Raw genomic sequence first — 24,825 nt, 5'->3', positions numbered from 1 at the left:
TCGGCTGTGCTCCATCACCTCAATGTGGCGGTTGCCCCGCCCGCCCCAGCGGCTAGAGTGGCGCCATGACATTTGACCAGATCGTTTTGTTCGCCCTCTTTGCCGCTGTGTTTGGCCTGCTGCTGTGGGGTAGGTATCGCTATGATATCGTAGCGTTTTCCGCGTTGATGGTGGCGGTTGTTCTGGGCGTGGTGCCAGCCAATGACGCCTTTGCCGGATTTGGTCATCCCGCTACATTGGTGGTGGCATTGGTGCTGGTGGTCTCGGCCGGGCTGGTGCGCTCGGGGGCGGTGTTTCTGATCACCCGCACTTTGGTGGACAGCAGCCGTAGTCTGGGCGCACATATCACGCTGATGGGCGGGATCGGCGCGGTTCTGTCAGCGTTCATGAACAATGTGGCCGCACTGGCGCTGCTGATGCCGGTGGACATCCAGACCGCGCGCAAGGCGGGACGCACGCCGGGGATGAGCCTGATGCCGCTGTCCTTTGCCACCATTCTGGGCGGGATGGCCACGCTGATCGGCACGCCGCCCAATATCATCATTGCCTCGATCCGGGCCGAAACCCTGGGTGAGCCGTTCGGGATGTTCGATTTTGCCCCGGTGGGCGGCATCGCGGCGCTGGCGGGGTTGCTGTTTGTGGCGCTGATCGGCTGGCGTCTGATCCCGCTGCGCCAGAATGCGGCGGGCGCGTCTGAGGCGCAGTTGTCGCAGTACATAGCCGAGCTGACCGTGCCGGAAGGTTCTGACATGATCGGCCAGCGGCTGGGCGAATTCGACAAAGAGGCCGAGAAGGCCGATGTGGCGATCCTGGGTCTGATCCGTGACGGCAAGCGCCTGTATGGGCGCGCGGCGGGTCAAATGCTGCGCGCCGGTGACGCGCTGGTGCTGGAGGCCACACCGGAAGCGCTGGATGAATTCCGCACCGCGGCCTCGCTCGATTTTGCCGATGCGGCACGGCAGGAAAAACTGGGCGCGGCGGGCGATGGGCTGGAGCTGGTCGAGGTGGTGGTGCCAGAAACCGCCCGCATAAAGGGGCGCAGCGCGCAGGCGCTGGGGCTGGCCTGGCGGCAGAATACCGTGCTGATGGGGCTGGCACGGCAGGGCCGCCGCCTGACCCGGCATATCCGGCAGGAACAGATTGAGGCCGGGGATATCCTGCTGCTGCTGTGTCCGCGCGATCGCGGCGCCGATGTCACCGAATGGCTGGGCTGCCTGCCGCTGGCGGAGCGCGGTCTGTCGGTGACCGCCAATGACAAGACCTGGCTGGCGATTGGCCTCTTTGCAGGCGCGGTGCTCGCGGCCTCGCTGGGGATTATCTACCTGCCGATTGCGCTGGGACTGGTGGTGGTGGCCTATGTGCTGACCAAGATCCTGCCGCTGGCCGAATTATACGACCATATCGAATGGCCGGTGGTTGTGTTGCTCGGCTCAATGATCCCCTTGGGGGCGGCACTGGACAGCGCCGGAGGCACGGCTCTGATCGCCGAAAGCCTGCTGACGTTGACCGCAGGCATGCCCGCCTGGGCCATTCTGACCGTGCTGATGGTGGTGACCATGACGCTGTCGGATGTGCTGAACAACACCGCCACGGCCATTGTGGCGGCCCCTGTCGGGATCCAGATGGCCACCAGCCTTGGCGTGTCGCCGGATCCGTTTCTGATGGCGGTGGCGGTGGCGGCCTCGGCGGCGTTCCTGACCCCTATCGGGCATAAGAACAATACGCTGGTTCTGGGTCCGGGGGGCTATCATTTTGGCGACTACTGGCGCATTGGCCTGCCGCTGGAGGTGCTGATCATCGCGGTCTCCATTCCGTCAATCCTGCTGTTCTGGCCGCTCTGAACCCGCGGATCAACGCGGATATGACCCAACGGCAGGGCGCGCAGGGTTTGCGCAAACGCCCTCTGCACGCTTAGGCTGATCCCACAACCGGGAGCAACAGCGGAGGCACGCCATGGGACAGCCGACGGACAACAGCGCAGATGTCATCATCGTCGGGGCCGGGCTGGCCGGACTGGTGGCGGCAGCCGAACTGGGCGACCGGGGCAAACGGGTGATCCTGCTGGATCAGGAGCCTGCGCATTTCCTGGGCGGGCAGGCCCATTGGAGCCTTGGCGGGCTGTTCATGATCGACACGCCGGAACAGCGCCGCATGGGCATTCGCGACTGTCCCGATCTGGCGCGACGCGACTGGTTTGGCAGCGCCCAGTTTGACCGCCCCGAGGATCACTGGCCGCAACGCTGGGCGCGGGCCTATCTGGACTTTGCCAGCGGCGAGATGCGCGCCTGGCTGCATGGACTGGGGATGCGCTGGTTTCCGGTGGTCGGCTGGGCTGAACGGGGCGGTGGTGATGCTGAAGGGCACGGCAATTCGGTGCCGCGCTTTCACCTGACCTGGGGCACCGGGCCCGGCGTGGTCGCCCCCTTTGCCGAACGGGTGCAGGCCAATATCGAGGCGGGTCTGATCCAGCCGAGGTTTCGCCATCAGGTCAGCCATATCATCACCCAGGGCGGCATCGTCAAAGGTGTGTCGGGCGAGGTTCTGGCCTCTGACGATGCCCAACAGGGCGCGCGCACCAACCGGCAGGAGATTGGCGAGTTTGAGGTCTATGCGCCGTCGGTGCTGGTGGCTTCGGGCGGGATTGGCGGCAATCTGGATGCGGTGCGTAAGAACTGGCCGGTGGATCGGCTGGGGCCTGCGCCGCGCCGCATGGTGGCCGGTGTGCCCTTTCACGTGGATGGGCGGATGATCCCCATTACAGAGGCCGCAGGCGGTCATGTCATCAATGCCGACCGGATGTGGCACTACACGGAAGGGCTGCGCAACTGGGATCCGATCTGGCCCAACCACGGCATCCGCATCCTGCCGGGGCCATCGTCCATGTGGTTTGACGCCAGAGGTGACCGTCTGCCCGCCCCTTATCTGCCGGGGTTCGATACGCTGGGTACCCTGCGCGAGATCCTCAAGACCGGGCAGGATTACAGCTGGTTCATCCTGAGCCAGAAAATCATTCAAAAGGAATTTGCCCTGTCGGGGTCCGAGCAGAACCCGGATCTGACCTCTGGCAAATGGGGCGAGGTGTTGCGGGCGCGGCTGTTGTCGCGGGGCAAGGCCCCGGCCCCGGTTGAGGCTTTCAAGAAACATGGTGCGGATTTTGTGGTCGCCGATACGCTGAGCGAACTGGTCGCAGGCATGAATGAACTGGGTGAGCTGCCGCTGGAGGAAACCCATCTGCGGCGTCAGATCGAAGCGCGCGATGCACAGGCCGACAATCCCTTTGCCAAGGACGCGCAGCTGATTGCGATCAATGCCGCGCGCAACTACCGGGGCGACCGGCTGATCCGCACCGCCAAACCGCATCGCCTGCTGGACCGCGCCAATGGGCCGCTGATTGCAGTGCGGCTGAACATTCTGACGCGCAAGTCATTGGGCGGCTTGCAGACCGATCTCGACGGGCAGCTGATTGGCGCGGATGGCACGGCTGTACCCGGGCTGTTTGCCGCTGGAGAGGTCGCAGGCTTTGGCGGTGGCGGCTATCACGGCTACAACGCGCTGGAGGGCAGCTTTCTGGGCGGCTGTCTTTTTACTGGTCGTCAGGCCGGACAATCACGCGCCATTGCCTGAAGTCACATAAATTATGGTTAACAGACCCTTACTGCCCGTTGTTAAAGCGGCCAGAAGAAGGGGATCAGGATGGATGCCAAGAGGCCAACGCTGAAGTTCAGCGGAATGCCGACGCGCAGAAAATCCGTGAACTTGTAACCGCCCGGACCGTAGACCAGCATATTGGTCTGATAGCCGATTGGCGTCGCAAAAGAGGCCGAGGCCGCCACCATCACCGCCACCACCAAGGGGCGTGGATCAATGCCCATGGCCTGCGCCAGCCCCACTGCGATGGGCGTCACCACCACGGCCACGGCATTGTTCGAGACCAGCTCTGTCAGGATTGAGGTCAACAGATAGACTGCCCAGACCAGCAGGAACGGCGGCAGCATTGAGAGCGAGGGCGCTACCGCATCGACGATCAACCGAACGGCGCCGGAGCTTTCCAAGGCGGCCCCGATGGCCAGCATCGCAAAGATCAGCGTCAGCAGGCGACCATCAACAAAAGAGAAGGCCTCATCCGCGTCAATACAGCGGGTGATCAGCACGGTGGAGACGGCAAGCACCGACAACAACAGGATCGGCGCCACGCCAAGCGCTGCCAGAACCACGATACCGATCAGCGCGACAATCGCGATGGGGGCGTGACGGCGGCGGTAGGCGCGCACAGAGGGCTGCGACACCGCAGCCATATCCATATCTGCGGCAAGGCGCTGAATATCCTCGGCGTTGCCCTCCAGCAGCAGGGTATCGCCGACCCGCACCACCAGATCCTCCAGCTGAACGCCGATGTTCTGATTCCTGCGATGCACCGCCAACGTATAGACGCCATAACGGCGGCGCAGACGCATCGCGCCCAGCGAACGCCCCACCATGCGGCAGCCGGGAGTGATCAGCACTTCAACGGTTTCCGTTTCCACGGTGGAGACCTGATCGACGCGTTTCAGTTCTTTGTTGCGTTGCAGGCTAAGCAATTCGGTCATCTGCGTGCGCAGCACCACGCGATCCCCCACCTGCAGCTCTACCCCCTTGAGCGCGTTGCGCAGTGAGATATCACCGCGAATGACATCAATCAGCCGCACGCCCTGACGTTTGAACAGCTGCACACCGGTAACCTCGCGGCCGATCAGGTTGCTCTCGGGGGGGATCACCGCCTCGGTAAAGAATTTCATCCGCGAACGGTCGCTGAGCAGGCTGGCCATGCTGCTACGGTCCGGCAGCAGGCGCGGCGCGATGAAACGCAGGTAGATCATACCCCAGATCACCAGAATGATGCCAAGCGGTGTCACCTCAAAGATGGTGAAAGGTGCCAGCCCCTGCGCCCGTGCGACACCGTCAACCAGCAGGTTCGTAGACGTACCGATCAGCGTCAGCGTACCGCCAAGGATAGCCGCATAACTCAGCGGGATCAGCATCTTGGAGGCGGAGACCTTCATCGTGCGCGATATCTGGATGAACACCGGAATCATTACCACCACAACCGGCGTATTCGACACAACGGCAGAGGCAGCAACGACAAAGACCATCAAGAGCGCGATGGCCAGCTTGGGATTGACCTCGGCCTGTTTGCGGGCCTGCGCGGTAAAAGCATCCAGCGCACCGGTGCGCACCAGGGCCCCCATGATGATGAACATGGCCGCAATGGTCCAGGGCGCCGGATTTGACAACACCGGCAGCGCCGCCTGGTAGGGCAGAACGCCGGTTGCCAGCATCACGGATACTCCCGCCAGCGCCACCACCTCGGTCGGGAAGGTTTCGCGCAGGAAAGCGGCAAACATCGCCACCACGATCAGCAGCGTCAGAACCGCGCCGCCGGTCTCACCAAGGGGAAGAAACTGCATCAGGGGTAAAGACATCCAAGAGGTTGAAAGATCAATCATCGCAAACCGAAAAGAACTGCCATGGCCGCATCCGTTATCGCGCGGCCCAAGGGAGTGAACCTGATCTTGTCAGCCGAGGCAAGGGGCTCGCTATGCAACCGGTTTGCATAGCGCTGATTTATCAGCTGTTTGCGAACAGGGTTCGGGTTTTGCGCGCATAGGCAGGCAAGTATCCCCCTGCCCTGCGCGTGATTTTTGCGGAGCACAGCACGCTGCAAACCGCATGAGCAGAGCTTGCCTCAGGGGATTGCCTGTTCCAACAGGCCACCAACACGGATCATGCGGATTGATTTCGCCGCGCCTGTCCGGTCATCGGTTTCCACAAAAACGCCGGACAGGGTTGCTGGGCCCTCGGCGGGGGTAAAGCGGTTCTTGGGCATTCCGGTCAGGAAGCGCCGCATCGGCTCAGCTTTTTCCATGCCGATCACCGAGTTGTAATCGCCGCACATACCGGCGTCTGTCAGATAGCCGGTGCCCTCGGACAGGATCTGCGCATCGCCCGTCGGCACATGGGTATGTGTCCCCACAACCAGCGAAGCGCGGCCATTGCAGAAATGCCCCATAGCCATCTTCTCGGATGTGGCTTCGCAGTGCATGTCCACGATCACCGCCTGCGCCAGCCCACCGCGTGGGTGCGATTTCAGCACCGCCTCAACCGCGCCAAAGGGATCATCATAGGCGCGTTTCATGAACACCTGCCCCAATGCCTGCACCACCAGCACCTTGCGCCCGCCGGGGGCATTGAACAGCCGGAAGCCGCGCCCCGGTGCGTTTTTAGCAAAATTCAGCGGCCGGATAATGCGCGGCTCTTTCTCAATGGCCTGCAACATGTCCTTCTGGTCAAAGGCATGGTCGCCAAGGGTCAGGCAATCGGCCCCCGCATCCAGCAGCGCCTTGGCGTGTTCGCCATTCAGCCCCATCCCATTGGAGGCGTTCTCGCCATTGACCACGACAAAATCGAGCCGCCAGTCCTTGCGCATCTGCGGGAGGTGTTCGGAAATGGCCTTGCGTCCCGCACGGCCCATGACATCGCCAAGAAATAATAGTCGCATCCGGGCGTGGTACGCCGTTGCTGGGCTCAGGACAAGAGCCGCGTTGTGGGTGCAAAACGTTTTGAAAAGTTTTGTCAGGATTTTTTCGAAAAATCCTGGTCACCCCCACCCAAGCGTCATCGGTTGAACTGCAACACCCGGCTTTCGGTGATCAGCATGTCCAGCGGCTGATCCGTTGGTTCCAGCGGTAGGTCGTCGGCCTCTTGCGCGTCAAAGGCAAAACCGATGGCCAATGTCGCACGTTTGGCACGCAGCAGCTCCAGCGTGCGGTCATAAAAGCCGCCCCCATAACCAAGGCGCCCGCCCCGCGCATCAAAGGCGACCAGCGGCACGATCAGGATCTCGGGTTCAAAATAGTCATCGACCTCTGGCACTTTGGCCCCAAAGGGCCCGTCGCGCAGCGCGCCGTCCGGCTGCCAGCTACTGAATTTCAGCGGTGTACTCTTGGCCTGGATCACCGGCACACCAACAGGGCCATGAGCGGCGGCTTCCGCCATCGCGGGAAGCGGATCAATCTCTGTGCGGATCGGCATATAGCCCGACAGCGGCACGCCGCGATAGCCTGCCAGCACCTCTGACAGATGGCCCGCGACGCCGGGTTTGTTCATGTCAAAGGCGGCCTTGCGGCGCTGAAAGGCGGCCTTGCGGGCGTCGGCCTTGATCTGGGTAAGGTCATCCATGATACGGGTCCTGTCAGAGTGAGTGAACACGGCCCAAATGGGCAGTAACAGCAGGCAGGATCAGAGCAGCAACACCCCGGCCAGCCCAAGAAAGGCAAAGAAACCAACGATATCCGTAACCGTCGTCACAAAAGCGCCGGAGGCCAGCGCCGGATCGACGCCGATCTTCTCCAAAATAATCGGGACCGCCGTACCTGCCAGCCCCGCGACGACCAGATTGATCACCATAGCGACGGCGATCACGGCGCCCAGCATGGGCGAGCCGAACCACAGGATCCCGACAACGGCCATGATCAGGGCAAAGGCGAGGCCGTTCACCAATCCCACCAGAACCTCCCGCCGGATCACCCGCCAGACGTTGGAGCCGGTAAGGTCGCGGGTGGCGAGCGCGCGCACCGCCACCGTCAGCGATTGCGTGCCGGCATTGCCGCCCATGGAGGCCACGATGGGCATCAGCACCGCCAGCGCCACAAATTCGGCAATCGTCGCCTCGAACTGGGCAATCACCAGCGAGGCTAGGATCGCGGTCGCAAGGTTCACTGCCAGCCAGGGAAAGCGCTGCTTGGTCGTGGCCATGACGCGGTCGGCCAGACTGCCCTCGCCGACACCGGCAAGGCGCAGGATGTCTTCTTCGTGTTCTTCGTCCAGAACCACCATCGCGTCATCCATGGTGATGACACCCACCAGCCGTCCCTCATCATCGACAACCGGGGCCGAGATTAGGTGGTACTGGTTGAAAGCATAGGCCACGTCTTCCTCGTCCTGATCGGCGGGAATGATCTGAAAGGTCTCCTCGACGATAGTGCTGAGGGGTACCTCACGCTTCGACGACATGATCCGCCCCAGCGTGACATTGCCCACCGGATGTAACCGCGGGTCGACCAGAACGACATGGTAGAACTGATCCGGCAGATGATCCGACTCCCGCATGAAATCAATGGCCTGCCCCACAGTCCAGTGATCCGGGGCCATCACCACCTCACGCTGCATCAGACGGCCGGCGGAATTCTCAGGATAGCTCAGTGATTGTTCGACCGCGACCCGGTCCGCATCTTCGAGCGTGTTGAGGATGGCCTCTTGCTGCGGCTCTTCCAGATCCTCCAGTAGGTCAACAACGTCATCGCTTTCGAGATCACGCACCGCCTCAGCCAGAACCTGTGGCGCCAGCAGAGAAATCACCTCTTCGCGGATGCTCTCATCAAGTTCCGACAGGATCTCACCGTCGAATTCGCGATCATACAGCCGGATCAGCTGGCCCCGGTCAAAGGCGCTGATCTGTTCCAGCAGGTCAGCGATGTCCGCCGCGTGCAATGGCTCCATCAGTGCAGTCAGTTGCGCCTGATCTGCGGCCTCTACCGCCTCAAGGATCTGGGTGACCCGTTTGCGATCCAGCTCATAGGCATCCTCGGACGCGGGGTCGACTGGCTCCTGGTGGTCGTCTGCAATCATCTGAGGCCCCTTTTTCGCGGTTGCTTCTGGAATAAAAGAAGCAGTTACCGAAAAACAATGACAATGACGTAATTTACCGCCGATGATGCTGCGCGTATCCTGTGGACCGCAGTTTGGCAAGAAAGGACCGCGTCTTATGCAGGCAGAATATATCTTACGGGGACAGGTTCTTTCGTTTGCGGGCACCCCCTTTGAGGGTGACAGCCCTGAGGCTGCGGCAAAGCTGCATGAGGCGGTCACCATCGGTGGTGGCAAGGTGCTGGAGCTGGGCACATGGGATGGCTTGCGCAAGGCCCATCCGATGGCAGAACTGGTGGATCACGGCGACCGGCTGATCCTGGCCGGATTTGTCGATGCCCATGTGCATTTCCCCCAAACTGCCATTATCGCCAGCTGGGGGAAGCGGCTGATCGACTGGCTGAACAGCTATACCTTCCCCGAGGAGATGCGGTTTGGCGATCGTGCCTATGCCGATGAAATCGCCGGACGGTATCTCGATCTGACGCGGGCCAATGGCACCACCACGATGTGCAGCTACTGCACCATCCACCCCGAAAGCGTGGATGCGTTTTTCACCGCCGCGCAGGCGCGGGGCCAACGGGTTGTTGCGGGCAAGACCTGCATGGACCGCAACGCCCCCGACGGGCTGCGCGACACCGCGCAGTCTGCCCATGACGACAGCGCGGCGCTGATTGGGCGCTGGCATGGGGTCGACCGGCTGTCCTATGCGATCACACCGCGGTTCTCACCCACCTCGACCCCCGAACAGCTGGAGGCGATGGGCGCGCTTTGGGCTGATCATCCGGACTGCCTGGTGCAGACCCATCTGAGCGAGCAGACGGATGAAATTACGTGGGTGAAATCGCTGTTTCCCGAGGCGCGGGATTATCTGGACACCTATGAGCAATTTGGCCTGCTGGGCGCACGTGGTCTTTATGGGCATGCCATCCATCTGGAAGACCGCGAACGTGCCCGGCTGCGCGAGGTTGGCGCGGCGCTGGTGCATTGCCCGACCTCCAACACCTTCATCGGGTCTGGGCTGTTTGATATGGCCGGATTGATGGCCGAAGGGCAACGCATTGGTCTCGCCACAGATACCGGTGGCGGCTCCAGTTTCTCGATGCTGCGCACCATGGCGGCGGCCTATGAGGTTGGTCAGCTGCGCGGCACGCCCCTGCATGCGGCACAATTGCTGTGGCTGGCCACGCAAGGCTCGGCCCGCGCGCTGCATATGGGAGACCAGATCGGCAATATCGCACCTGGCATGGAGGCGGATCTGGTGGTGCTGGATCTGGCCTCAACCCCTGCCATTGCGCAGCGCAGCGCCGGGGCGAAAGACCTCTGGGAGTCGGTCTTTGCCACCATCATGATGGGCGATGACCGGGCGGTTGCCGAGGTCTGGATCAACGGCGCGCGCGACTGAACCCTGCCGCAACAGGACGTCAAAGCGAGGGAGGCGCTGACGCGCCTCTGCCTCCGGCGGGGATATTTGGCGCCAGAAGATGGGCGGAGCGATGGTGCCCAGTTTGGCCAGTTGCGTCAGGCCAGTCGCATCAAGCCAGCTGCATCAGCCGTGTGGTGGCTTTTTGGTGCCGTTCGAGAAGCCCCGGCAGGTCCATGGTCGCCAAGTTACTATCGCGGATGATCTGGCGCCCCTCGACGAAGAGATGTTTCACCTGAGCAGGTCCTGCCAGTAACAGGGCTGCCGGATCCCAGCTGCCGCTTGAGGCAACGCCGGTTACGTCCCACATGGCGATATCGGCGCGTTTGCCCACCGCAAGCTGACCGACATCGGGCCGTCCCAGCACCTCTGCGCCGCCCCGGGTGGCGATCTCCAGTGCCTCATAGGCGCTCATGGCATCGGCGCCCTGCGCGACCCGTTGCAAGAGCATGGCCTGACGCGCCTCGCTGATCAGGCTGGCCATGTCATTGCTGGCAGATCCATCGACCCCCAGCCCGACTGGAACCCGCGCATCCCGCATCGCGCGCAGTGGCGCGATACCGCTGCCAAGACGGCAGTTGGAACAGGGGCAATGGGCCACGCCGGTCCGGGTCCGGGCAAAGAGGTCAATCTCCTCAGCATCCAGTTTCACACAATGGGCGTGCCAGACATCGGGGCCGGTCCAACCCAGATCCTCGGCGTATTGGCCGGGTCGGCAACCGAACTGCGCGAGGGAATAAGCGATGTCTTCGTCATTTTCGGCCAGATGGGTGTGCAGCATAACGCCCTTGTCCCGCGCCAGAAGGGCACTGTCCCGCATCAGCTCGCGGCTGACGGAGAACGGCGAACAGGGGGCCAGTGCCACCCGGCACATGGATCCTTCGGCGGGGTCGTGGAACCGGTCCACCACCCGGATCATATCGTCAAGAATAGCGCGTTCATCCTCGACCAGGCTGTCGGGAGGCAGGCCGCCCGCGCTTTCGCCGATGCTCATGGCGCCACGGGTTGGCTGGAAGCGCAGACCAATGTCACCTGCGGCCTCAATCGTGTCCTCAAGTCTTGAACCATTGGGGTAGAGGTAGAGGTGATCGGAGGTAAGCGTGCAGCCGGAGAAGGCCAGCTCGGCCAGCCCCAGCTGGGCGGAGACATGGATGTCATCCGGCGTGAAGGCGGACCAGATCGGATAGAGCCGCTTCAGCCAGCCAAACAACAGCGCATCCTGCGCACCAGGCACCGCGCGGGTCAGGTTCTGGTAGAGATGGTGGTGGGTGTTCACCAGACCGGGCGTCACCACACAGCCCTTGCCGCTGATCCGCTCTCCCTCGGTGGTGAGACCGCTGCCAATCTCAGCGATAATCCCGTCGCGGATACGCAGATCCACAGCCGAAAGCTGGCTGCGCTGATCATCCATTGTCAGCGCGACATCAATATCTTGGATCAGAATTTCAGGCACAGGTCACACTCCATCAGGCCGCCCATTTCGGTGAAGTGTGAAGACGCGCCGACAGAATAAGGGCAAAGGACTCGGCGCGCTGTGATGGTTTAGCTGATTATCTGCAGGCAGTTCAAGCGGTTTGCTGGATCAGCGCAAGCGCTGCAGCATGAAGCTCGGCAGTGGCGGCTGCGAGGACCTGACCGCCCTCATGCGCGGGCTCGCCCTGCCAGTTGGTCACCACGCCGCCCGCCGCCTGAATGACCGCGATCGGCGCCTGAATGTCATAGGCGTTGAGACCTGCCTCAATCACCAGATCACACTGTCCGGCGGCCAGCAGCGCATAGGCGTAGCAGTCCATGCCGTAGCGGGTGAGGCGCACCTGAGCTGAAACCCGTTGGAAGGCGGCGCGTTCGGCCTCGGTGCCGACTTCTGGAAATGTGGTGAACAGCGTTGCCTCAGACAGGCTGTCGGTGGCGCGCGTGACAAGTGCGCTGTGACCGAGCGGACCAGTCAGACTGGCCCCTTCTGGCGTGCCGATAAAGCGCTCGCCGATATAAGGCTGATCGACGATACCCAGAAACGGACCATCTGCATCCCCAAGCGCGATCAGCACCCCCCAAGTTGGGGTCCCACTGATAAAGCCACGGGTGCCGTCAATCGGATCAAGAACCCAGGTACGACCGGACTGGCCGTGTGTTTCGCCAAATTCCTCGCCAAGGATGCTGTCCTCGGGGCGCAGTTCGGAAAGCACGGACCGCATCGCCTGTTCGGCAGCGCGATCAGCAATGGTGACAGGATCAAAGCCTTCGTCCAGTTTGTTGTCGGATTGCAGCCCGGCTGAACGAAAATATGGCAGGATCGCCTGGCGTGCAGCATCGGCCATCCGATGGGCAACCTCCAGATCTGAAAACGCGGCTGAAGTCATACCCGAAGGCCTGACATTCAACCGCGCATTTTTCAAGCCCCAAGCCCCCACTTGAGGCCGGAAAATCAGGCCGCGTCGCTGAGCACGCGCGCCAGTTCGAACAAGCGACGGCGCTGGTTTTCAGGGATCGCGTAGTAGGACCGCACCAGATCCAGTGCCTCCTTATCGCCCATCAGATCATCAGGCACCTGTGCCTTGTCTGATGCTGGCGCATCATCGTCCTGCAACCCTTCAAAAAAGAAGCTGACCGGAACGCTGAGCGCGTCGGAAATATCCCAGAGCCGCGAGGCGCTGACCCGGTTTGCACCGGTTTCATATTTTTGGATCTGTTGAAATTTAATACCAACCAGCTCTGCGAGCTGTTGTTGCGTCATGCCGATGAGCCACCGGCGATGCCGGATGCGTTTCCCCACGTGCACGTCCACTGGATGAGCCATGCGTTTCTCCTAAGATTTACAAACTGGGCGCCACCCTAGCCGTCTTTCTTAACCCCCGCCCACCCGGCAAATACCGTGCAAGACCAATGTTGCCAAAAAACCCGCAAGTCCCTGTGCAAACGAACAAGGCGCTCCCATTGAGGTTGAGTGTACGACCTTAACGGTTGAATTCAAGCGGTCACTCTCGCCACAATCAGCGCCTGTGCGTCAAACGCATGATTTCATGCACCAATTTTATTTCACTTTTTTGCATGTTTTACACATGTTCCGCACCTCCCCATAAATAGTGAGGTGTACTGAAGACGAATCTGGCATGGTTTTGCCACTCAGAATCACCTTACCCCATGCCAGATATGGAAAAATGATATGCGCGCCTACAGTGTTAGCAGCTTCGACATCTTACCAACTATCGCAGAGGTTGACGTTAGATCACCGAAAAGCGGAGAGGTTGCAGTTGCAATACACGCCTGTGGGTTGAATTTTGCAGATCTTCTTCTGCTTCGTGGCAAATATCAGGACACCCCGGACCTGCCCTTTGTGCCGGGATTGGAACTCGCCGGTGTTATCGAAGCGGTTGGCACGGATGTGGATGGGCTGGCCGTGGGCGATCGGGTAGCGGTGTTTTCCGGTCAGGGCGGTCTGGCCGAGACCGGGGTTTTCCCAGCCGATCGGGTCACGCGCATCCCGGATGAGATGTCCTTTGCCGATGCGGCGGCGTTCCAGATCACCTATGGCACCGGGCTTGTGGCCCTTGATCACTGCGCACGGCTTCAGCCGGGGGAGACCCTGCTGGTCACCGGCGCTGCCGGCGGTGTCGGGCTGACAGCTGTTGAAATTGGCAAACGTCTGGGCGCGCGGGTGATTGCCCATGCCCGTGGTGCTGAAAAACTGGCCGTGGCCAAGGCGGCGGGTGCGGATCATCTGATCGACGCCAGCGAAGATCTGCGCCAGTCGGTCAAGGATCTGGGCGGCGCGGATGTGGTCTATGAGGCGATTGGCGGCGAGGTCTGGCAAGCGGCCTTTCGCGCCACCAACCCCGGCGGGCGGTTGTTGCCCATCGGCTTTGCCGGCGGTGAGGTGCCACAGATCCCGGCGAACCACCTGCTGGTGAAGAACCTCAGTGTGATCGGCTTCTACTTCGGCGGCTACCTCAAGAGCCATCCCGCGGTGATCCGCGGCGCTATAGAACGGTTGCTTCAGTGGTACCGTGAAGGCTCGTTGCGCCCGCATATCAGCCATAGGCTACCGCTGGATCAAGTCTCCGAGGGTTTGGATCTGCTGCGCAGCAGACAGGCCACGGGCAAGGTGGTGATCATGATCCGACCGGATCAGAGATAACGACAGCCTGCCTGCGTGCCCTGCCCCCGCCAAGCGTTGAAACCCCGCATCGCGAACCGGTGCGACGCGGGTGTTGATCAAAGGTCAGAGTTCAGGCAGCGGTCCAATGCGTCTGCGCTGCGGCCAGCGGAGCGCTGATGTTCTGAAACGCCTTGCGCACAAGAAACGCCAGCTCGCTCACCATGGGGGAGCCTGAGGTCTCCGCACCATAGAGGTTGATCAACTGAACCGGCAGCTCCGGCAGATTGCCGCCGTGGTCGATCTGCACCAGATGCGGCGGCTCGGTCCCCTCAATCATAGTATGGATCGCAAGATCGGCGCTGACAGTCGCCTCAATCGTACGGTCACTGTCGGTTTCCACCACCATCTCCCAGGAGATCCCAGCCGCATCCAGCGCGCCCACCACCTTGGGCCGGAAGGTGCAGTAACGGCCAAAGGCCAGTTTCAGCGGACGCTGCCGCCAGGTGGAGCCGTTGGGGGCGCCAATCCAGCAGAGCGGGCGCTCTGCCAGTGTCTCACCATTTTCCGAGGTGGTGGTCTCCGTGGTCAGGATCAGATCACATTCGCCGCGCGAGAATTGCTCCTTCAAAGAGCGGGTATAGCTGGAGATCAGCTGCACCTTCACCCGTGGGAACGACGCATTGAAACGCTGTAGCACCTGCGGGATCGCCGGGTAGACAATGTCATGCGGCACCCCAAGGACAATCTCGCCTTCATAGGCCTGATCGGTGAGCCGCCCGATCACCTCGTCATTCAGTGCTACCATCCGCCGCGCATAGGCCAGCAGCTGCTCCCCCGAAGCCGTCAGCGCAATCGTCCGGCCAGAGCGATCCAGCAGTTGCAGGCCCAACAGCTCCTCAAGCCGTTTCAGCTGCATGGATACCGCAGACTGGGTCAGATGCAGAAAACCGGCGGCACGGGTCACCCCGCCATTATCCGCAACCGCCACAAAGGAGCGCAGCGTGGTGATATCGAGATTCCGCATCATCACAATCCTTGATAGTTGAAATCATAAACATTCGTTTTTCATATCAATCACACTGCGCCATATACATCAACAGAATTGATAACAACGCACCACACCATCATAGATCCAGAAAAGGACACAGATCATGACCTATATGGACAACAGCCTGCGCTCCACCTCCTGCGCCCCCCGTCGCTCGATCCTGGCAACTGTGGCGCACGCGCTGGCCGTCTGGCGTGAACGCCGGATGCTGGCGCAACTGGATTCCTCCGCGCTTGAGGACATGGGCATCAGCCCACGCGACGCCGAGGCAGAAGCCCGCCGTCCGATCTGGGACGCTCCAAACAACTGGACCCGCTAAAGGCGACGCCCCGACAAGGCTCACGCTAAGTCTAATACGAAAAGAGGTCCGCGCTGCGGGCCTTTTTTTGTTGGAAGATGAGCTTCCCGAAGCCCCCTCCTGTCTGCACCTGTCCACAATGGGGCCCATCGGTTCAACACCCCCTAGGCTGGCAATCATCTCAACCACCTCCACTCAGGCCTGTGACCGGAATACATCGCAACACCGCGCACCTAATTGATGCCGAAGGGATGGTGGGTTACAAAGTAATATTATCTTTTTCGATATTAGACCTTAGTGGATTACACATGCAGCCTTCCCGATTTACTGTTGCCCTGTTTCTTTTTCTCGCGTCAGCGACTGCTTCCACAGCGCAAGGCAAGTATGATGTTTTCTGGGGGCAGTATATGGCGTCAGCCCTGATCGCCGAGACCTGCAAGGGCGTGACGACCTATTCAGGTCATAACGCTGTATCCATCGGTGTCGCCCGCGATGGTCTGCGCGAGCAGCGATTGCTGCGTATCCTCTACTACGGGAACAGAGAAAATCTGAGACGGTTGGGGCATATAACGCTGACCATGAGCGGCGTGAGCACAGACGACCCTCAGAAACTGTGCCGATATGCGCGAAAAATTGCACGCACCGATGATGGTATCGGCCGGTTCCTCAGAGTGAACTGAATATGTCACGATCACCCTGTGAAACGCCCTGCGCCCGGACTGTCCAAAGGGTTTCCGCAGCCCGTCTATACCGTGGTGTGAACTGAGGAAGCCAACCTGGCAAAAGAGCACCCCTGCGGTTGCCCGCTGCCTTCATAGTTTTATGCACTCTCGCTGCGCATCCGCCTGATAAATGCAAACTTCAGGATCACGACCCCGCTCTGTACCGCTTTTTGTTGATAATTGCGTCGAAACTTCGATCTACAGGCTTGAACCGCGCCCCGCTTCACCCGATATTTGCGAGGAACGCCAGGTCTCTGCACGCAGCAGGAAACCTGCGCGAGGGAGTTTAAAGACGGAGACCATGATACATGGCACAGTTTGACACCATCCGATCCACAGCGGGCGCACGCTCTGCGGAGATCGATGCGGGCCTGCGCGCCCATATGAACAAGGTCTACGGCACCATGGCCGTAGGCACATTCATTACATTTCTGGCTGCCTGGGCCATCTCTGGCCTGGCGGTTACCACGGACCCGGCCAATGCCGCAGCCCAGCTGAGCGCTGACAAATATCTGACCAGCCTTGGCTACGCACTCTATGGGTCGCCGCTGAAGTGGGTGATTATGTTCGCGCCGCTGGCCTTTGTGTTCGGCATCAGTGCCGGCATCAATCGCATGTCCGCGGCCACCGCTCAACTGGTGTTCTATGTCTTTGCCACAGTGATGGGTCTGTCGATCAGCTCCATCTTCTTGGTGTTCACAGGACAGTCGATTATTCAGGTGTTCCTGATCACCTCCATCGCCTTTGCCGGTCTGTCCCTGGTTGGTTACACCACCAAGAAAGATCTCTCGGCCATGGGCGCTTTCCTGATCATGGGTCTCATCGGTCTGATCGTAGCATCAATCGTCAACATGTTCCTGGCGTCTTCTGCCATGGCATTTGCGATTTCGGTTATCGGTGTGCTGATCTTTGCAGGTCTTACGGCCTATGACACCCAGAAGATCAAGACAACTTATCTGCAGATGGCCCACACCGGTGATCAAGAATGGCTTGGAAAAGCCGCCATCATGGGCGCGCTGAGCCTCTATCTGGACTTCATCAACCTCTTCATGATGCTGCTCCAGCTGCTTGGAAACCGCGAATAACGCGACACCTTCCAGACCTAAGCACGACCGGGGCGGATCATTACGATCCGCCCTTTTTCTTTGTCTGCGCGCCTGACCTTCTGTCGCCGGGCAGGCTTCTTATAACCGCCGCATTTGAGACATCCATGGATCTGATCGATATTTCCCACGAAGACGCCCACCACCTGATCCCCCTGCTGCAGGACCTGCATGCGTTGCATGTGGCCCATCAGCCCGACCGCTACCCGGCAGCCCCGGACGACGCCGCATTGACCCGCTGGCTGACGGAGTGGCTGAGCGAGACCAGTGTGACCGCCCGCGCTGCGGTCAGCCCGCAGGGCAGCGTGATGGGCTATATGATCTATGGGATTGAACAGCGCCCTGCGCTGCCTGTGCGCCGGGCTGAAACCCGCGCAATGCTGCATCACATCGCCGTATCAGAAAGCTGGCGACGTATGGGCGTCGGATCCGCGCTGATCGCGGATCTGAAGCGTGCCGTGGCAGCCCAAGGCATCCAGATAGTTGCCACCACATATGCACCGTTCAACAGCGCCTCCGCCGCGCTGATGGCCCGTATGGGGCTGAAGCCGGTGAATGTAATGGCCGAGTGGCGTGGCTGAAACAGGCCTCATCTCAGGCGAGGTTATCGCGCACCGGAGCCGGTTGCCCTCTGCGTCTCTGGGAGCCCTGAAACACAGGCATTGCCGCCCCGTAAAAAAACAGGAGGCAGCCCCACCGCTGCCTCCTGCTCTGGTCGCTCCCCCGAGCCGACCTGCGGTGCTGTGACCGCCTGAGACCTCGCACTTCCGGCGAGATATCTCGGCGCCACTCTCTCACCCACATCCCGGGATCACTTGTCGTGGTGAAATGTGGCTTTTTCAGGCCAAAGCGCCCGGCGGGCCGCGATTTCATTTACCGGATTTTCATAAAATTGATGCGGCGTCGCGCAGCGCCTTCTGCGCCAATAAAAAAGGGCCGCACTCATGTGCGACCCTTCTTATCTACTGTCCCGAACATCGGGGCTGATATCGCGGCCAGTGGCTGCGCGACATCAAGAGGCTTATTTGATTTTGCCTTCTTTGTATTCAACGTGCTTGCGCACGACCGGGTCGTACTTACGCACAACCATTTTCTCGGTCATGGTGCGTGCGTTTTTCTTGGTCACGTAGAAGTGGCCCGTGCCCGCGGTCGAGTTCAGGCGGATCTTGATTGTGGTCGGCTTCGCCATGGTATTCTCCTGCGTCCGAAAAGGCAGGGGCCTCTCGGTAAATTCCTATATGAGCATGCGCTTTTACCTGCACCACCCCGCGAGTCAAGAGGGTTCGCCGGGATATTTTGCGCAGAGGGCCTATAAGCCGGATTTTGTTCCGGGGCCAAGGCCCCTTCGACGACCATTCATCTAGGATGCACATTGCTGCGCACCTCCAGCTGCCAACCCGACCCCTCTTGGCCAAAACATGCCTAGCGGCGGTATCGGCTTGCGCCGACCGGCCCGCGCGGGGGTCCTATTTGGCATTGCTCCCGGTGGGGCTTGCCGTGCCACCCCTGTTGCCAGCGGTGCGGTGGGCTCTTACCCCACCGTTTCACCCTTACCCGCATGGGATCACCTGACAGGCAGGCGCACGCGGGCGGTCTGTTTTCTGTGGCGCTCTCCGTCAGATCGCTCTGCCCGGGCGTTACCCGGCACCGTCGTTTTGTAGAGTCCGGACTTTCCTCGCGACGCCTTGCGGCCCCCCGCGGCCATCCAGCCCTCTGCGCCCTGATCGCCTAGGAACAACCGCGCCTCGCGTCAAGCAGATTGTGCAAGCCATGTAAGGAAAGGGATGGGCCGTTGCCCCTCTTGCCCCCTCAAGATCGGGGCCAAGTCACTCCGGGATATTATCGCCAGAAGATATGCGGCGTGGGGGAGTATCTTCAGGGATTGTCAGGCAGAAGCAGTTGGACATCCACGTCGCTCAACGGTCCGCGTTGCCAGGGCCGAAACCTGAGACGCACCGCCTGCAGCAGGGTAGCGTCATCGACATCTGCGGTGAAGCCGCGCGCCCGCGCAAGGGCGCGAAAGTGGTCCATCCCCGCGCAGGGTTCCTGCGCGATGGCGGGCTCAGCCCCCGTGACCTTAGGGACAGGCGCCGCAAGCCCCTGTCGGGCCAGACGCGCCCAGTCAAAACGCGGACCGGGATCAGATTTGCGGCCGGGCGCCATGCAGGAATGACCGATCACCCCTGTCGGCGAGATCGCCCAACGTTGCAGGATGGCGCTCAGGAGCGTTTCCAACCGGGTCATCTGCGGCGCGGAAAATGGATGATCCCCCCGATTGTCGAGTTCGATCCCGATAGAGCGCGAATTGATATCCTCCTGCCCGCACCACTCACCTGCGCCCGCATGCCAGGCGCGATCCGCCTCGCGCACCATTTGCCACAGCGTTCCATCAGCGCCGATCAGGTAGTGGGCGGAAACTTCGTACTGCGGGTCGCAGAGCCGCTCCAATGCGGCCTCGGCACTGTCCATCGCGGTGTAATGCAGCACAATCAAATGCGGCCTCAGATCATTGCGGCGCGCATTGAAATTGGGACTGGGATGCCAGATGGCATCCGTCCCGGTGTCAGCAGAGATCGGCGGAGGGGTCATGGGGCGCAAGCCGCCTCAGTTCTGCACCGCAAGCCGGTAGGGTGCCGGGTCCCAGCCGCAGGCATAGCCGTCCCCATCAGGGTCCAAGGCCTGACGGTCACGCTTTGGGCCGCCTGCCTCAAGAAAGGCGATCTGGGCCAGTTCGGGTGACGCAAAGCCCGCGCAATTGCGCGAGGAGCGCGCGGCGAGATTGATGCCAGAACGCGAATAGATGCGCTGCCCGCGCGGATTGGAGGTGCTCAGCGCATAGCGGACGATATTGGGGTCACGGCTGCCACTGCGGATGGGCACGGCCGTTGGGCTCACCACCTGATATTGCGCGCGCTGGCGGGCCAGCCGCTCCGCGTCGCTTTCAATGCTCTGACGGGAGGAAACCGCGTCGAAGTCATTCTCATCGGAGATCCGCGGATTGCCCGCAAGCGTCGGTGCCGGGTTGGTGGGGCTGGCCTCAATCGGGGCGGTACCGGAATTGCTGCGCGCTGCCTCCAGCGCGGCTGCCGTTTCCCGTGCGATGTCATCGCTGCTGCTGCCGGAAGATGCGAGTGTTCCGGCGCCACTGGTGCGTGCCGCCACACGCGGCGCAGGCTGCACAGCACGCGGCAGAGGCTCGCTGGCGACCCGTGCCGGTGGCACCAGTGGGTCGCCGTTGATGGTGGTGCCGGTCGCAGGCGCCCCGTCAAAGGGGCTGGAGCCAAATCCGGCCTCTGGCCCGCTGTCGGGTACCGGAGGCTGACACGCGGCCAGCAGGACAAGGCTGCTGGTCGCAAGGATGGACCGGAATACACGCATGATCACCACCTGTTGGTTCTGCTCAGATCAGGACAGGGTTTACCACCAATGCCCGGGCTTGGCCACAAATCCGGCAGCCTCTTCCAGCGCATAGGCTGTATTCAGCAAATCGCCCTCTTCCCAGGGACGGCCAATCAGCTGAAGCCCCAGCGGCAGCCCCTGCGCATCAACACCGGCAGGCACCGAAATCCCCGGCAGACCGGCTAGGTTCACGGTGACGGTGAAGACGTCATTGAGGTACATCTGCACCGGATCCGCGTCGATCATTTCGCCCAAGCCAAAGGCGGCAGAGGGCGTGGCTGGCGTCAGGATCGCGTCGATGCCTTGGGCAAAGACATCCTCAAAGTCCTTCTTGATCAGGGTGCGGACCTTGCGGGCGCGGTTGTAATAGGCGTCATAGAAACCTGCAGAGAGCACATAGGTGCCCACCATCACGCGGCGCTGCACCTCGTGACCGAAGCCCGCAGCACGGGTTTTCTCGTACATTTCGGTGATGCCATCGCCAGCCTCCAGCGTGGCGCGCTGACCGTAGCGCACGCCATCATAGCGCGCGAGATTCGACGAGGCCTCAGCCGGCGCAATCACGTAATAAGCAGGCAGCGCGTATTTGGTGTGCGGTAGGGAGATATCGACAATCTCGGCGCCTGCCGCGCGCAGCATCTCCGCCCCTTCAGACCAGAGTTTCTCAATCTCCGCAGGCATGCCATCCATGCGATACTCACGCGGGATACCGATCTTCTTGCCCTTGATGTCACCGGTCAGCATCGCCTCAAAATTCGGCACTGCCAGATCGGCGCTGGTGCTGTCCTTGGGATCGTGGCCACACATCGCCTCAAGCATCATTGCCGCGTCGCGCACCGATTTGGTCATCGGGCCGGCCTGATCCAGCGATGAGGCAAAGGCCACCACACCCCAGCGCGAGCAGCGCCCGTAGGTGGGTTTGATGCCGGTGATACCGGTAAAGGCCGCAGGCTGGCGAATCGAACCGCCGGTGTCGGTGCCAGTTGCCGCGAGGCACAGATCAGCTGCCACGGCAGATGCGGACCCGCCGGAGGAGCCACCCGGTGTCAGCTCGGCAGTATCATTGCCGCGCCGCCAGGGGCTGACCGCGTTACCATAGACGGAGGTTTCATTGGACGAGCCCATGGCGAATTCGTCCATGTTCAGCTTGCCCAGCATCACCGCGCCGGAGTCCTGAAGCTGCTGCGATACAGTGGATTCATACTCGGGCTTGAAGCCCTCCAGAATGCCGGAAGCAGCCTGGCTGGCGACACCTTTGGTGCAGAACAGATCCTTGATGCCGATCGGCAGGCCACACATGGCAGGCGCATCGCCCGCCTTGATCCGTGCATCTGCTGCCTTGGCGCGCTCCAGCGCGATTTCGGGCGTCTTATGCACGAAGGCATTCAACGCATCAGCGGCATCAATGGCTTTCAGGCAGGCCTCGGTCAGCTCGACAGAGGTTGTTTCGCCCTTGCGCAGGGCGTCACGGGCGTCGGACAGGGTGAGTTTGTTCAGTTCGGTCATGTCTTATTCAACCACCTTGGGCACTGCGAAAAAGCCTTCGCGGGCATCGGGAGCATTGGCGAGGATCTTGTCCTGCTGACTGCCGTCCGTGACCTCATCCACCCGACGTTTCAGGCGCTGTGGTGTCACGGAGGTCATCGGCTCGACGCCTTCGACGTCCACCTCGTTCAGCTGCTCGATAAAGCCGAGGATGGTATTGAACTCATCTGCCAGAGCGGGCAGCGCGTCCTCTTCGACCTTGATACGGGCCAGTTTGGCCACCTTGGCGGCGGTGCTTTGGTCAATCGACATGGAAACCCTCATCTCGTGTTAGGACGCATTTACCGCCGCACCGCCGCCGCCGCAAGCCTGCGGGCGCGTGAAAGCCCCGGGAATTCGACCACAAGGCACCTGAGCCTGTGGATTTCTGCCTCCGTCGCGATAGGCTTGGGGCAAGACAACGCCCCTAGCGGGCCGGATCGCAACAGCCGTGAGGGAGTATAAAACATGAAGATTATCTGGCTGGGCCATAGCAGCTTTCGCATCGAGACCGCAGGACAGGTTCTGTTGGTGGACCCCTGGCTGACCGGCAACCCGATGCTGCGCGACGACCAACATGAGGCCGCTATCGCAGGCGCCACGCACATCATTCTGACCCATGCCCATTTTGACCATGTCATTGACGTACTGGCGCTGGCACGGCGGCTGACTGTGCCAATTGTGGGCCAATATGATCTGATGGGCATCTGGGGCGAGACCGAAGATGTGACCACCATCGGCTTCAACAAGGGCGGTACCGTAAATCTGGACGGGCCGAACCTCGCCATGGTTCCGGCCTCGCACAGCTCCACCTTTGCGACACAGGATGGGCTGAGGACGGCTGGCAGCGAGGTGGGCTATATGCTGATGAGCGAAGGGAAAACGCTCTATATCTCTGGCGATACCGGGCTTATGGCGGATATGGACTGGATGGGCGATTACTACAAACCTGAGATCGGCATTCTGAGCGCTGGTGGGCATTTCACCATGGATATGGCGCAGACGGCCTATGCGGCGAAGCGGTATTTCAAGTTCAAGACGCTGATCCCCTGCCACTACCGCACCTTCCCGATCCTGGAGCAGAGCGCCGAAAAACTGGCGGAGGCGCTGCCGGATGTGACGGTGATTGAACCGCAGGTGCTCGAGGCGATCACCCTATAAGCGCCGCTGACCGGGGCGCTCCCGCCCGGACCACAATCTGCCGGGCAGATCTGGTCCCGTTGGGCGTGGCGCCGCCCCAAACGGGCGGCGCAGGCGGCTGCTGCGGCAACAGGTAACTTATGAGCAAGGTTGCCAGTCGGTCTGTTGCGCGGCTCAGCCCGCCTGCCGCACTGCGGGGGAGGTGAAGGCGGCGCGGGCCTGGGCGGCCTTTTTCCGGCAGATACAGTCTGTTGCGTGGTCATTCACCAGCCCCATCGCCTGCATGAAGGCAAAACAGGTGGTGGGTCCGACAAATTTCCAGCCGCGTTTTTTCAGCTCCTTCGACAGCGCAATCGACTGCGGCGTGATGGAGGCCGTCTGCGGCGACACCTGTTCATCCGGGCCGGGTTCATAGCTCCAGAAAAACGCGGCGAGCGATCCTTCCTCCGCAACCATGTCCTCAGCGCGGCGGGCATTGTTGATCACCGCTTCGATCTTGCCGCGATGGCGGATGATGCCTGCGTCCTGCAACAGGCGATCCACGTCCTGAGGGCCAAACCGGGCGACCTGGCTCCAGTCGAACCCCGCGAAAGCTGCCCGGAAATTCTCGCGTTTGGCCAGAATGGTGCGCCAGCTCAGGCCTGACTGAAAACTCTCCAGGCAGATCTTCTCAAATAGGCGCTTATCATCCGCAACCGGATAGCCCCATTCGTGATCATGATAGGCGAGAAACTCCGGGGCGGATCCTGCCCACCCACAGCGCAACTGCCCGTCAGGTGCCAGAAATTCCTTGCTCATGTCTGTTTGCCCTCCTGCGGCGCGACCGGGTGGCGCAACCAAAATGTCACGCTACGACCCTCACATCTGCCGGGTCAACCATCGCCTGAGCGGCGGGCGGCAAAGAATGCCTTCAGAAGGGTTTCAGCCGGTTCGGCACTGATCCCCTCGTAGACCTCTGGCGCGTGATGCGCCTGCGGATGCGAAAACACGCAGGCCCCATGAGCGACGCCGCCGGATTTGGGATCAGACGCCCCGTAGTAGACACGGCGAATGCGGGCAGCAGCAATGGCGGCGGCACACATCGCACAAGGTTCCAACGTTACATAGAGGTCATGACCATTGAGACGCTCCGACCCGGCGACAGCGCAGGCCTCACGGATCACCAGCACCTCGGCATGGGCGGTGGGATCGCTCCGCTCTCGGGTGCGGTTGCCTGCACGGGCCACCACCTGCCCCTCCGGGGAGATCAGGGCGGCCCCCACTGGCACCTCTCCGCGCGCGGCGGCGGCGCGGGCTTCGGCAAGGGCGACATCCATGTGAGAACGAAACGGCATAGCCTCTCCCTGCCCCAGAATGGGAGCTTTCGCAACTGCGCGGAATGATCTATGGC

At 61.3% G+C, this 24,825-nt stretch carries 24 protein-coding genes and 1 other RNA gene; 9 read left to right on the top strand and 16 right to left on the bottom strand.

All coding sequences use genetic code 11. The features are described 5' to 3' along the window. Positions 1-65 precede the first annotated feature (65 nt). Positions 66-1,841: an SLC13 family permease gene (locus tag INHI_RS0104940; RefSeq protein ID WP_014880483.1), complete on the top strand. Its 1,776-nt coding sequence runs from the start codon at positions 66-68 to the stop codon at positions 1,839-1,841. A 112-nt stretch (positions 1,842-1,953) separates the two neighbouring features. Beyond that, the gene (locus tag INHI_RS0104935; RefSeq protein WP_027246932.1) at positions 1,954-3,624 is read left to right on the top strand and encodes an FAD-binding dehydrogenase; all 1,671 of its coding nucleotides are present in this window, start codon (positions 1,954-1,956) and stop codon (positions 3,622-3,624) included. A 41-nt stretch (positions 3,625-3,665) separates the two neighbouring features. Here INHI_RS0104935 and INHI_RS0104930 read toward each other — a convergent pair whose 3' ends face one another. From INHI_RS0104930 to mgtE, 4 genes are all read right to left on the bottom strand, one after another. Continuing rightward, positions 3,666-5,444, bottom strand: coding sequence for an SLC13 family permease (locus INHI_RS0104930; RefSeq protein ID WP_027246931.1), 1,779 nt, complete (start codon positions 5,442-5,444; stop codon positions 3,666-3,668). A 278-nt stretch (positions 5,445-5,722) separates the two neighbouring features. Next, on the bottom strand, positions 5,723-6,535 hold the full coding sequence (locus INHI_RS0104925; RefSeq protein ID WP_014875181.1) for a TIGR00282 family metallophosphoesterase: 813 nt from the start codon (positions 6,533-6,535) through the stop codon (positions 5,723-5,725). A 116-nt stretch (positions 6,536-6,651) separates the two neighbouring features. Beyond that, positions 6,652-7,215 carry a 5-formyltetrahydrofolate cyclo-ligase gene (locus INHI_RS0104920; RefSeq protein WP_027246930.1) on the bottom strand — a complete coding sequence of 188 codons (564 nt, stop codon included), beginning with the start codon at positions 7,213-7,215 and terminating at the stop codon, positions 6,652-6,654. 60 nt (positions 7,216-7,275) lie between these two features. Continuing rightward, a complete protein-coding gene (gene mgtE / locus INHI_RS0104915) occupies positions 7,276-8,664 on the bottom strand; it encodes a magnesium transporter (RefSeq protein ID WP_027246929.1) in 1,389 nt (462 codons plus the stop codon). Positions 8,665-8,800: 136 nt separating this feature from the next. On the opposite strand from mgtE, the gene guaD reads away from it, so the two are divergent. Further along, positions 8,801-10,087, top strand: coding sequence for a guanine deaminase (gene guaD, locus INHI_RS0104910; protein WP_027246928.1), 1,287 nt, complete (start codon positions 8,801-8,803; stop codon positions 10,085-10,087). A 130-nt stretch (positions 10,088-10,217) separates the two neighbouring features. Here guaD and INHI_RS0104905 read toward each other — a convergent pair whose 3' ends face one another. The 3 genes from INHI_RS0104905 to INHI_RS0104895 all read right to left on the bottom strand — a co-directional run bounded on the left by INHI_RS0104905 (position 10,218) and on the right by INHI_RS0104895 (position 12,902). Then, positions 10,218-11,558: an 8-oxoguanine deaminase gene (locus tag INHI_RS0104905; protein ID WP_027246927.1), complete on the bottom strand. Its 1,341-nt coding sequence runs from the start codon at positions 11,556-11,558 to the stop codon at positions 10,218-10,220. Positions 11,559-11,670: 112 nt separating this feature from the next. Then, positions 11,671-12,465: a histidinol-phosphatase gene (gene hisN / locus INHI_RS0104900; protein WP_027246926.1), complete on the bottom strand. Its 795-nt coding sequence runs from the start codon at positions 12,463-12,465 to the stop codon at positions 11,671-11,673. Between the two features lie 65 nt (positions 12,466-12,530). Then, positions 12,531-12,902 carry a helix-turn-helix domain-containing protein gene (locus INHI_RS0104895; protein ID WP_014875187.1) on the bottom strand — a complete coding sequence of 124 codons (372 nt, stop codon included), beginning with the start codon at positions 12,900-12,902 and terminating at the stop codon, positions 12,531-12,533. Positions 12,903-13,268: 366 nt separating this feature from the next. Between INHI_RS0104895 and INHI_RS0104890 the strand changes: the two genes are divergently transcribed. Next, a complete protein-coding gene (locus tag INHI_RS0104890; RefSeq protein WP_027246925.1) occupies positions 13,269-14,240 on the top strand; it encodes an NADPH:quinone oxidoreductase family protein in 972 nt (323 codons plus the stop codon). Positions 14,241-14,331: 91 nt separating this feature from the next. On the opposite strand, the gene INHI_RS0104885 is transcribed toward INHI_RS0104890, so the two are convergent. Further along, positions 14,332-15,225 carry a LysR family transcriptional regulator gene (locus INHI_RS0104885; protein ID WP_027246924.1) on the bottom strand — a complete coding sequence of 298 codons (894 nt, stop codon included), beginning with the start codon at positions 15,223-15,225 and terminating at the stop codon, positions 14,332-14,334. Positions 15,226-15,352: 127 nt separating this feature from the next. Here INHI_RS0104885 and INHI_RS0104880 point away from each other — a divergent pair, with 127 nt between their 5' ends. The 4 genes from INHI_RS0104880 (at position 15,353) to INHI_RS0104865 (ending at position 17,953) form a co-directional block, all read left to right on the top strand. Further along, positions 15,353-15,568: a DUF1127 domain-containing protein gene (locus tag INHI_RS0104880; RefSeq protein WP_014875190.1), complete on the top strand. Its 216-nt coding sequence runs from the start codon at positions 15,353-15,355 to the stop codon at positions 15,566-15,568. Between the two features lie 287 nt (positions 15,569-15,855). Then, positions 15,856-16,227: a hypothetical protein gene (locus INHI_RS0104875; protein WP_014875191.1), complete on the top strand. Its 372-nt coding sequence runs from the start codon at positions 15,856-15,858 to the stop codon at positions 16,225-16,227. 350 nt (positions 16,228-16,577) lie between these two features. Beyond that, positions 16,578-17,354 carry a Bax inhibitor-1/YccA family protein gene (locus tag INHI_RS0104870; protein ID WP_027246923.1) on the top strand — a complete coding sequence of 259 codons (777 nt, stop codon included), beginning with the start codon at positions 16,578-16,580 and terminating at the stop codon, positions 17,352-17,354. 125 nt (positions 17,355-17,479) lie between these two features. Then, entirely contained in the window at positions 17,480-17,953 is a 474-nt protein-coding gene (locus tag INHI_RS0104865; protein ID WP_027246922.1) for a GNAT family N-acetyltransferase, read from the top strand. Positions 17,954-18,393: 440 nt separating this feature from the next. Here the strand turns inward: INHI_RS0104865 and rpmG are convergent, their stop codons facing one another. The 6 genes from rpmG to gatC form a co-directional block, all read right to left on the bottom strand. Then, positions 18,394-18,561, bottom strand: a complete 168-nt coding sequence (gene rpmG, locus INHI_RS0104860) for a 50S ribosomal protein L33 (RefSeq protein ID WP_007814563.1) — start codon at positions 18,559-18,561, stop codon at positions 18,394-18,396. Between the two features lie 107 nt (positions 18,562-18,668). Then, positions 18,669-19,089, bottom strand: an RNA gene (rnpB, locus tag INHI_RS20775) — RNase P RNA component class A. Between the two features lie 158 nt (positions 19,090-19,247). After that, positions 19,248-19,961: an N-acetylmuramoyl-L-alanine amidase gene (locus INHI_RS0104855; protein WP_027246921.1), complete on the bottom strand. Its 714-nt coding sequence runs from the start codon at positions 19,959-19,961 to the stop codon at positions 19,248-19,250. A 15-nt stretch (positions 19,962-19,976) separates the two neighbouring features. Then, complete coding sequence (locus tag INHI_RS0104850) at positions 19,977-20,750, bottom strand: hypothetical protein (protein WP_014875195.1); 774 nt, start codon at positions 20,748-20,750, stop codon at positions 19,977-19,979. A 39-nt stretch (positions 20,751-20,789) separates the two neighbouring features. After that, on the bottom strand, positions 20,790-22,277 hold the full coding sequence (gatA, locus tag INHI_RS0104845) for an Asp-tRNA(Asn)/Glu-tRNA(Gln) amidotransferase subunit GatA (protein ID WP_027246920.1): 1,488 nt from the start codon (positions 22,275-22,277) through the stop codon (positions 20,790-20,792). A gap of 3 nt (positions 22,278-22,280) precedes the next feature. Further along, the gene (gene gatC, locus INHI_RS0104840; protein ID WP_014875197.1) at positions 22,281-22,568 is read right to left on the bottom strand and encodes an Asp-tRNA(Asn)/Glu-tRNA(Gln) amidotransferase subunit GatC; all 288 of its coding nucleotides are present in this window, start codon (positions 22,566-22,568) and stop codon (positions 22,281-22,283) included. A gap of 195 nt (positions 22,569-22,763) precedes the next feature. Here gatC and INHI_RS0104835 point away from each other — a divergent pair, with 195 nt between their 5' ends. Beyond that, a complete protein-coding gene (locus INHI_RS0104835; RefSeq protein WP_027246919.1) occupies positions 22,764-23,456 on the top strand; it encodes a metal-dependent hydrolase in 693 nt (230 codons plus the stop codon). Positions 23,457-23,609: 153 nt separating this feature from the next. Here the strand turns inward: INHI_RS0104835 and INHI_RS0104830 are convergent, their stop codons facing one another. Both INHI_RS0104830 and INHI_RS0104825 read right to left on the bottom strand, forming a co-directional pair. Beyond that, positions 23,610-24,233: a DNA-3-methyladenine glycosylase I gene (locus tag INHI_RS0104830; protein ID WP_027246918.1), complete on the bottom strand. Its 624-nt coding sequence runs from the start codon at positions 24,231-24,233 to the stop codon at positions 23,610-23,612. 74 nt (positions 24,234-24,307) lie between these two features. After that, a complete protein-coding gene (locus tag INHI_RS0104825) occupies positions 24,308-24,769 on the bottom strand; it encodes a nucleoside deaminase (protein ID WP_027246917.1) in 462 nt (153 codons plus the stop codon). Positions 24,770-24,825 lie beyond the last annotated feature (56 nt).

It is taken from the genome of Phaeobacter inhibens DSM 16374 (genome assembly GCF_000473105.1).
Classification (GTDB): Bacteria; Pseudomonadota; Alphaproteobacteria; order Rhodobacterales; family Rhodobacteraceae; genus Phaeobacter; species Phaeobacter inhibens.
The sequence above is the reverse complement of the archived record's forward strand: the minus strand, read 5'-3'. Positions and strand labels throughout refer to the sequence as shown.

Bases quoted from the DNA above. Each gene is read 5' to 3' on its own strand.
- INHI_RS0104940 (WP_014880483.1), top strand. From the start codon at position 66: ATGACATTTGACCAGATCGTTTTGTTCGCCCTCTTTGCCGCTGTGTTT.
- INHI_RS0104935 (WP_027246932.1), top strand. From the start codon at position 1,954: ATGGGACAGCCGACGGACAACAGCGCAGATGTCATCATCGTCGGGGCC.
- INHI_RS0104930 (WP_027246931.1), bottom strand. From the start codon at position 5,444: ATGCAGTTTCTTCCCCTTGGTGAGACCGGCGGCGCGGTTCTGACGCTG.
- INHI_RS0104925 (WP_014875181.1), bottom strand. From the start codon at position 6,535: ATGCGACTATTATTTCTTGGCGATGTCATGGGCCGTGCGGGACGCAAG.
- INHI_RS0104920 (WP_027246930.1), bottom strand. From the start codon at position 7,215: ATGGATGACCTTACCCAGATCAAGGCCGACGCCCGCAAGGCCGCCTTT.
- mgtE (WP_027246929.1), bottom strand. From the start codon at position 8,664: ATGATTGCAGACGACCACCAGGAGCCAGTCGACCCCGCGTCCGAGGAT.
- guaD (WP_027246928.1), top strand. From the start codon at position 8,801: ATGCAGGCAGAATATATCTTACGGGGACAGGTTCTTTCGTTTGCGGGC.
- hisN (WP_027246926.1), bottom strand. From the start codon at position 12,465: ATGACTTCAGCCGCGTTTTCAGATCTGGAGGTTGCCCATCGGATGGCC.
- INHI_RS0104895 (WP_014875187.1), bottom strand. From the start codon at position 12,902: ATGGCTCATCCAGTGGACGTGCACGTGGGGAAACGCATCCGGCATCGC.
- INHI_RS0104890 (WP_027246925.1), top strand. From the start codon at position 13,269: ATGCGCGCCTACAGTGTTAGCAGCTTCGACATCTTACCAACTATCGCA.
- INHI_RS0104885 (WP_027246924.1), bottom strand. From the start codon at position 15,225: ATGCGGAATCTCGATATCACCACGCTGCGCTCCTTTGTGGCGGTTGCG.
- INHI_RS0104880 (WP_014875190.1), top strand. From the start codon at position 15,353: ATGACCTATATGGACAACAGCCTGCGCTCCACCTCCTGCGCCCCCCGT.
- INHI_RS0104875 (WP_014875191.1), top strand. From the start codon at position 15,856: ATGCAGCCTTCCCGATTTACTGTTGCCCTGTTTCTTTTTCTCGCGTCA.
- INHI_RS0104870 (WP_027246923.1), top strand. From the start codon at position 16,578: ATGGCACAGTTTGACACCATCCGATCCACAGCGGGCGCACGCTCTGCG.
- INHI_RS0104865 (WP_027246922.1), top strand. From the start codon at position 17,480: ATGGATCTGATCGATATTTCCCACGAAGACGCCCACCACCTGATCCCC.
- rpmG (WP_007814563.1), bottom strand. From the start codon at position 18,561: ATGGCGAAGCCGACCACAATCAAGATCCGCCTGAACTCGACCGCGGGC.
- INHI_RS0104855 (WP_027246921.1), bottom strand. From the start codon at position 19,961: ATGACCCCTCCGCCGATCTCTGCTGACACCGGGACGGATGCCATCTGG.
- INHI_RS0104850 (WP_014875195.1), bottom strand. From the start codon at position 20,750: ATGCGTGTATTCCGGTCCATCCTTGCGACCAGCAGCCTTGTCCTGCTG.
- gatA (WP_027246920.1), bottom strand. From the start codon at position 22,277: ATGACCGAACTGAACAAACTCACCCTGTCCGACGCCCGTGACGCCCTG.
- gatC (WP_014875197.1), bottom strand. From the start codon at position 22,568: ATGTCGATTGACCAAAGCACCGCCGCCAAGGTGGCCAAACTGGCCCGT.
- INHI_RS0104835 (WP_027246919.1), top strand. From the start codon at position 22,764: ATGAAGATTATCTGGCTGGGCCATAGCAGCTTTCGCATCGAGACCGCA.
- INHI_RS0104830 (WP_027246918.1), bottom strand. From the start codon at position 24,233: ATGAGCAAGGAATTTCTGGCACCTGACGGGCAGTTGCGCTGTGGGTGG.
- INHI_RS0104825 (WP_027246917.1), bottom strand. From the start codon at position 24,769: ATGCCGTTTCGTTCTCACATGGATGTCGCCCTTGCCGAAGCCCGCGCC.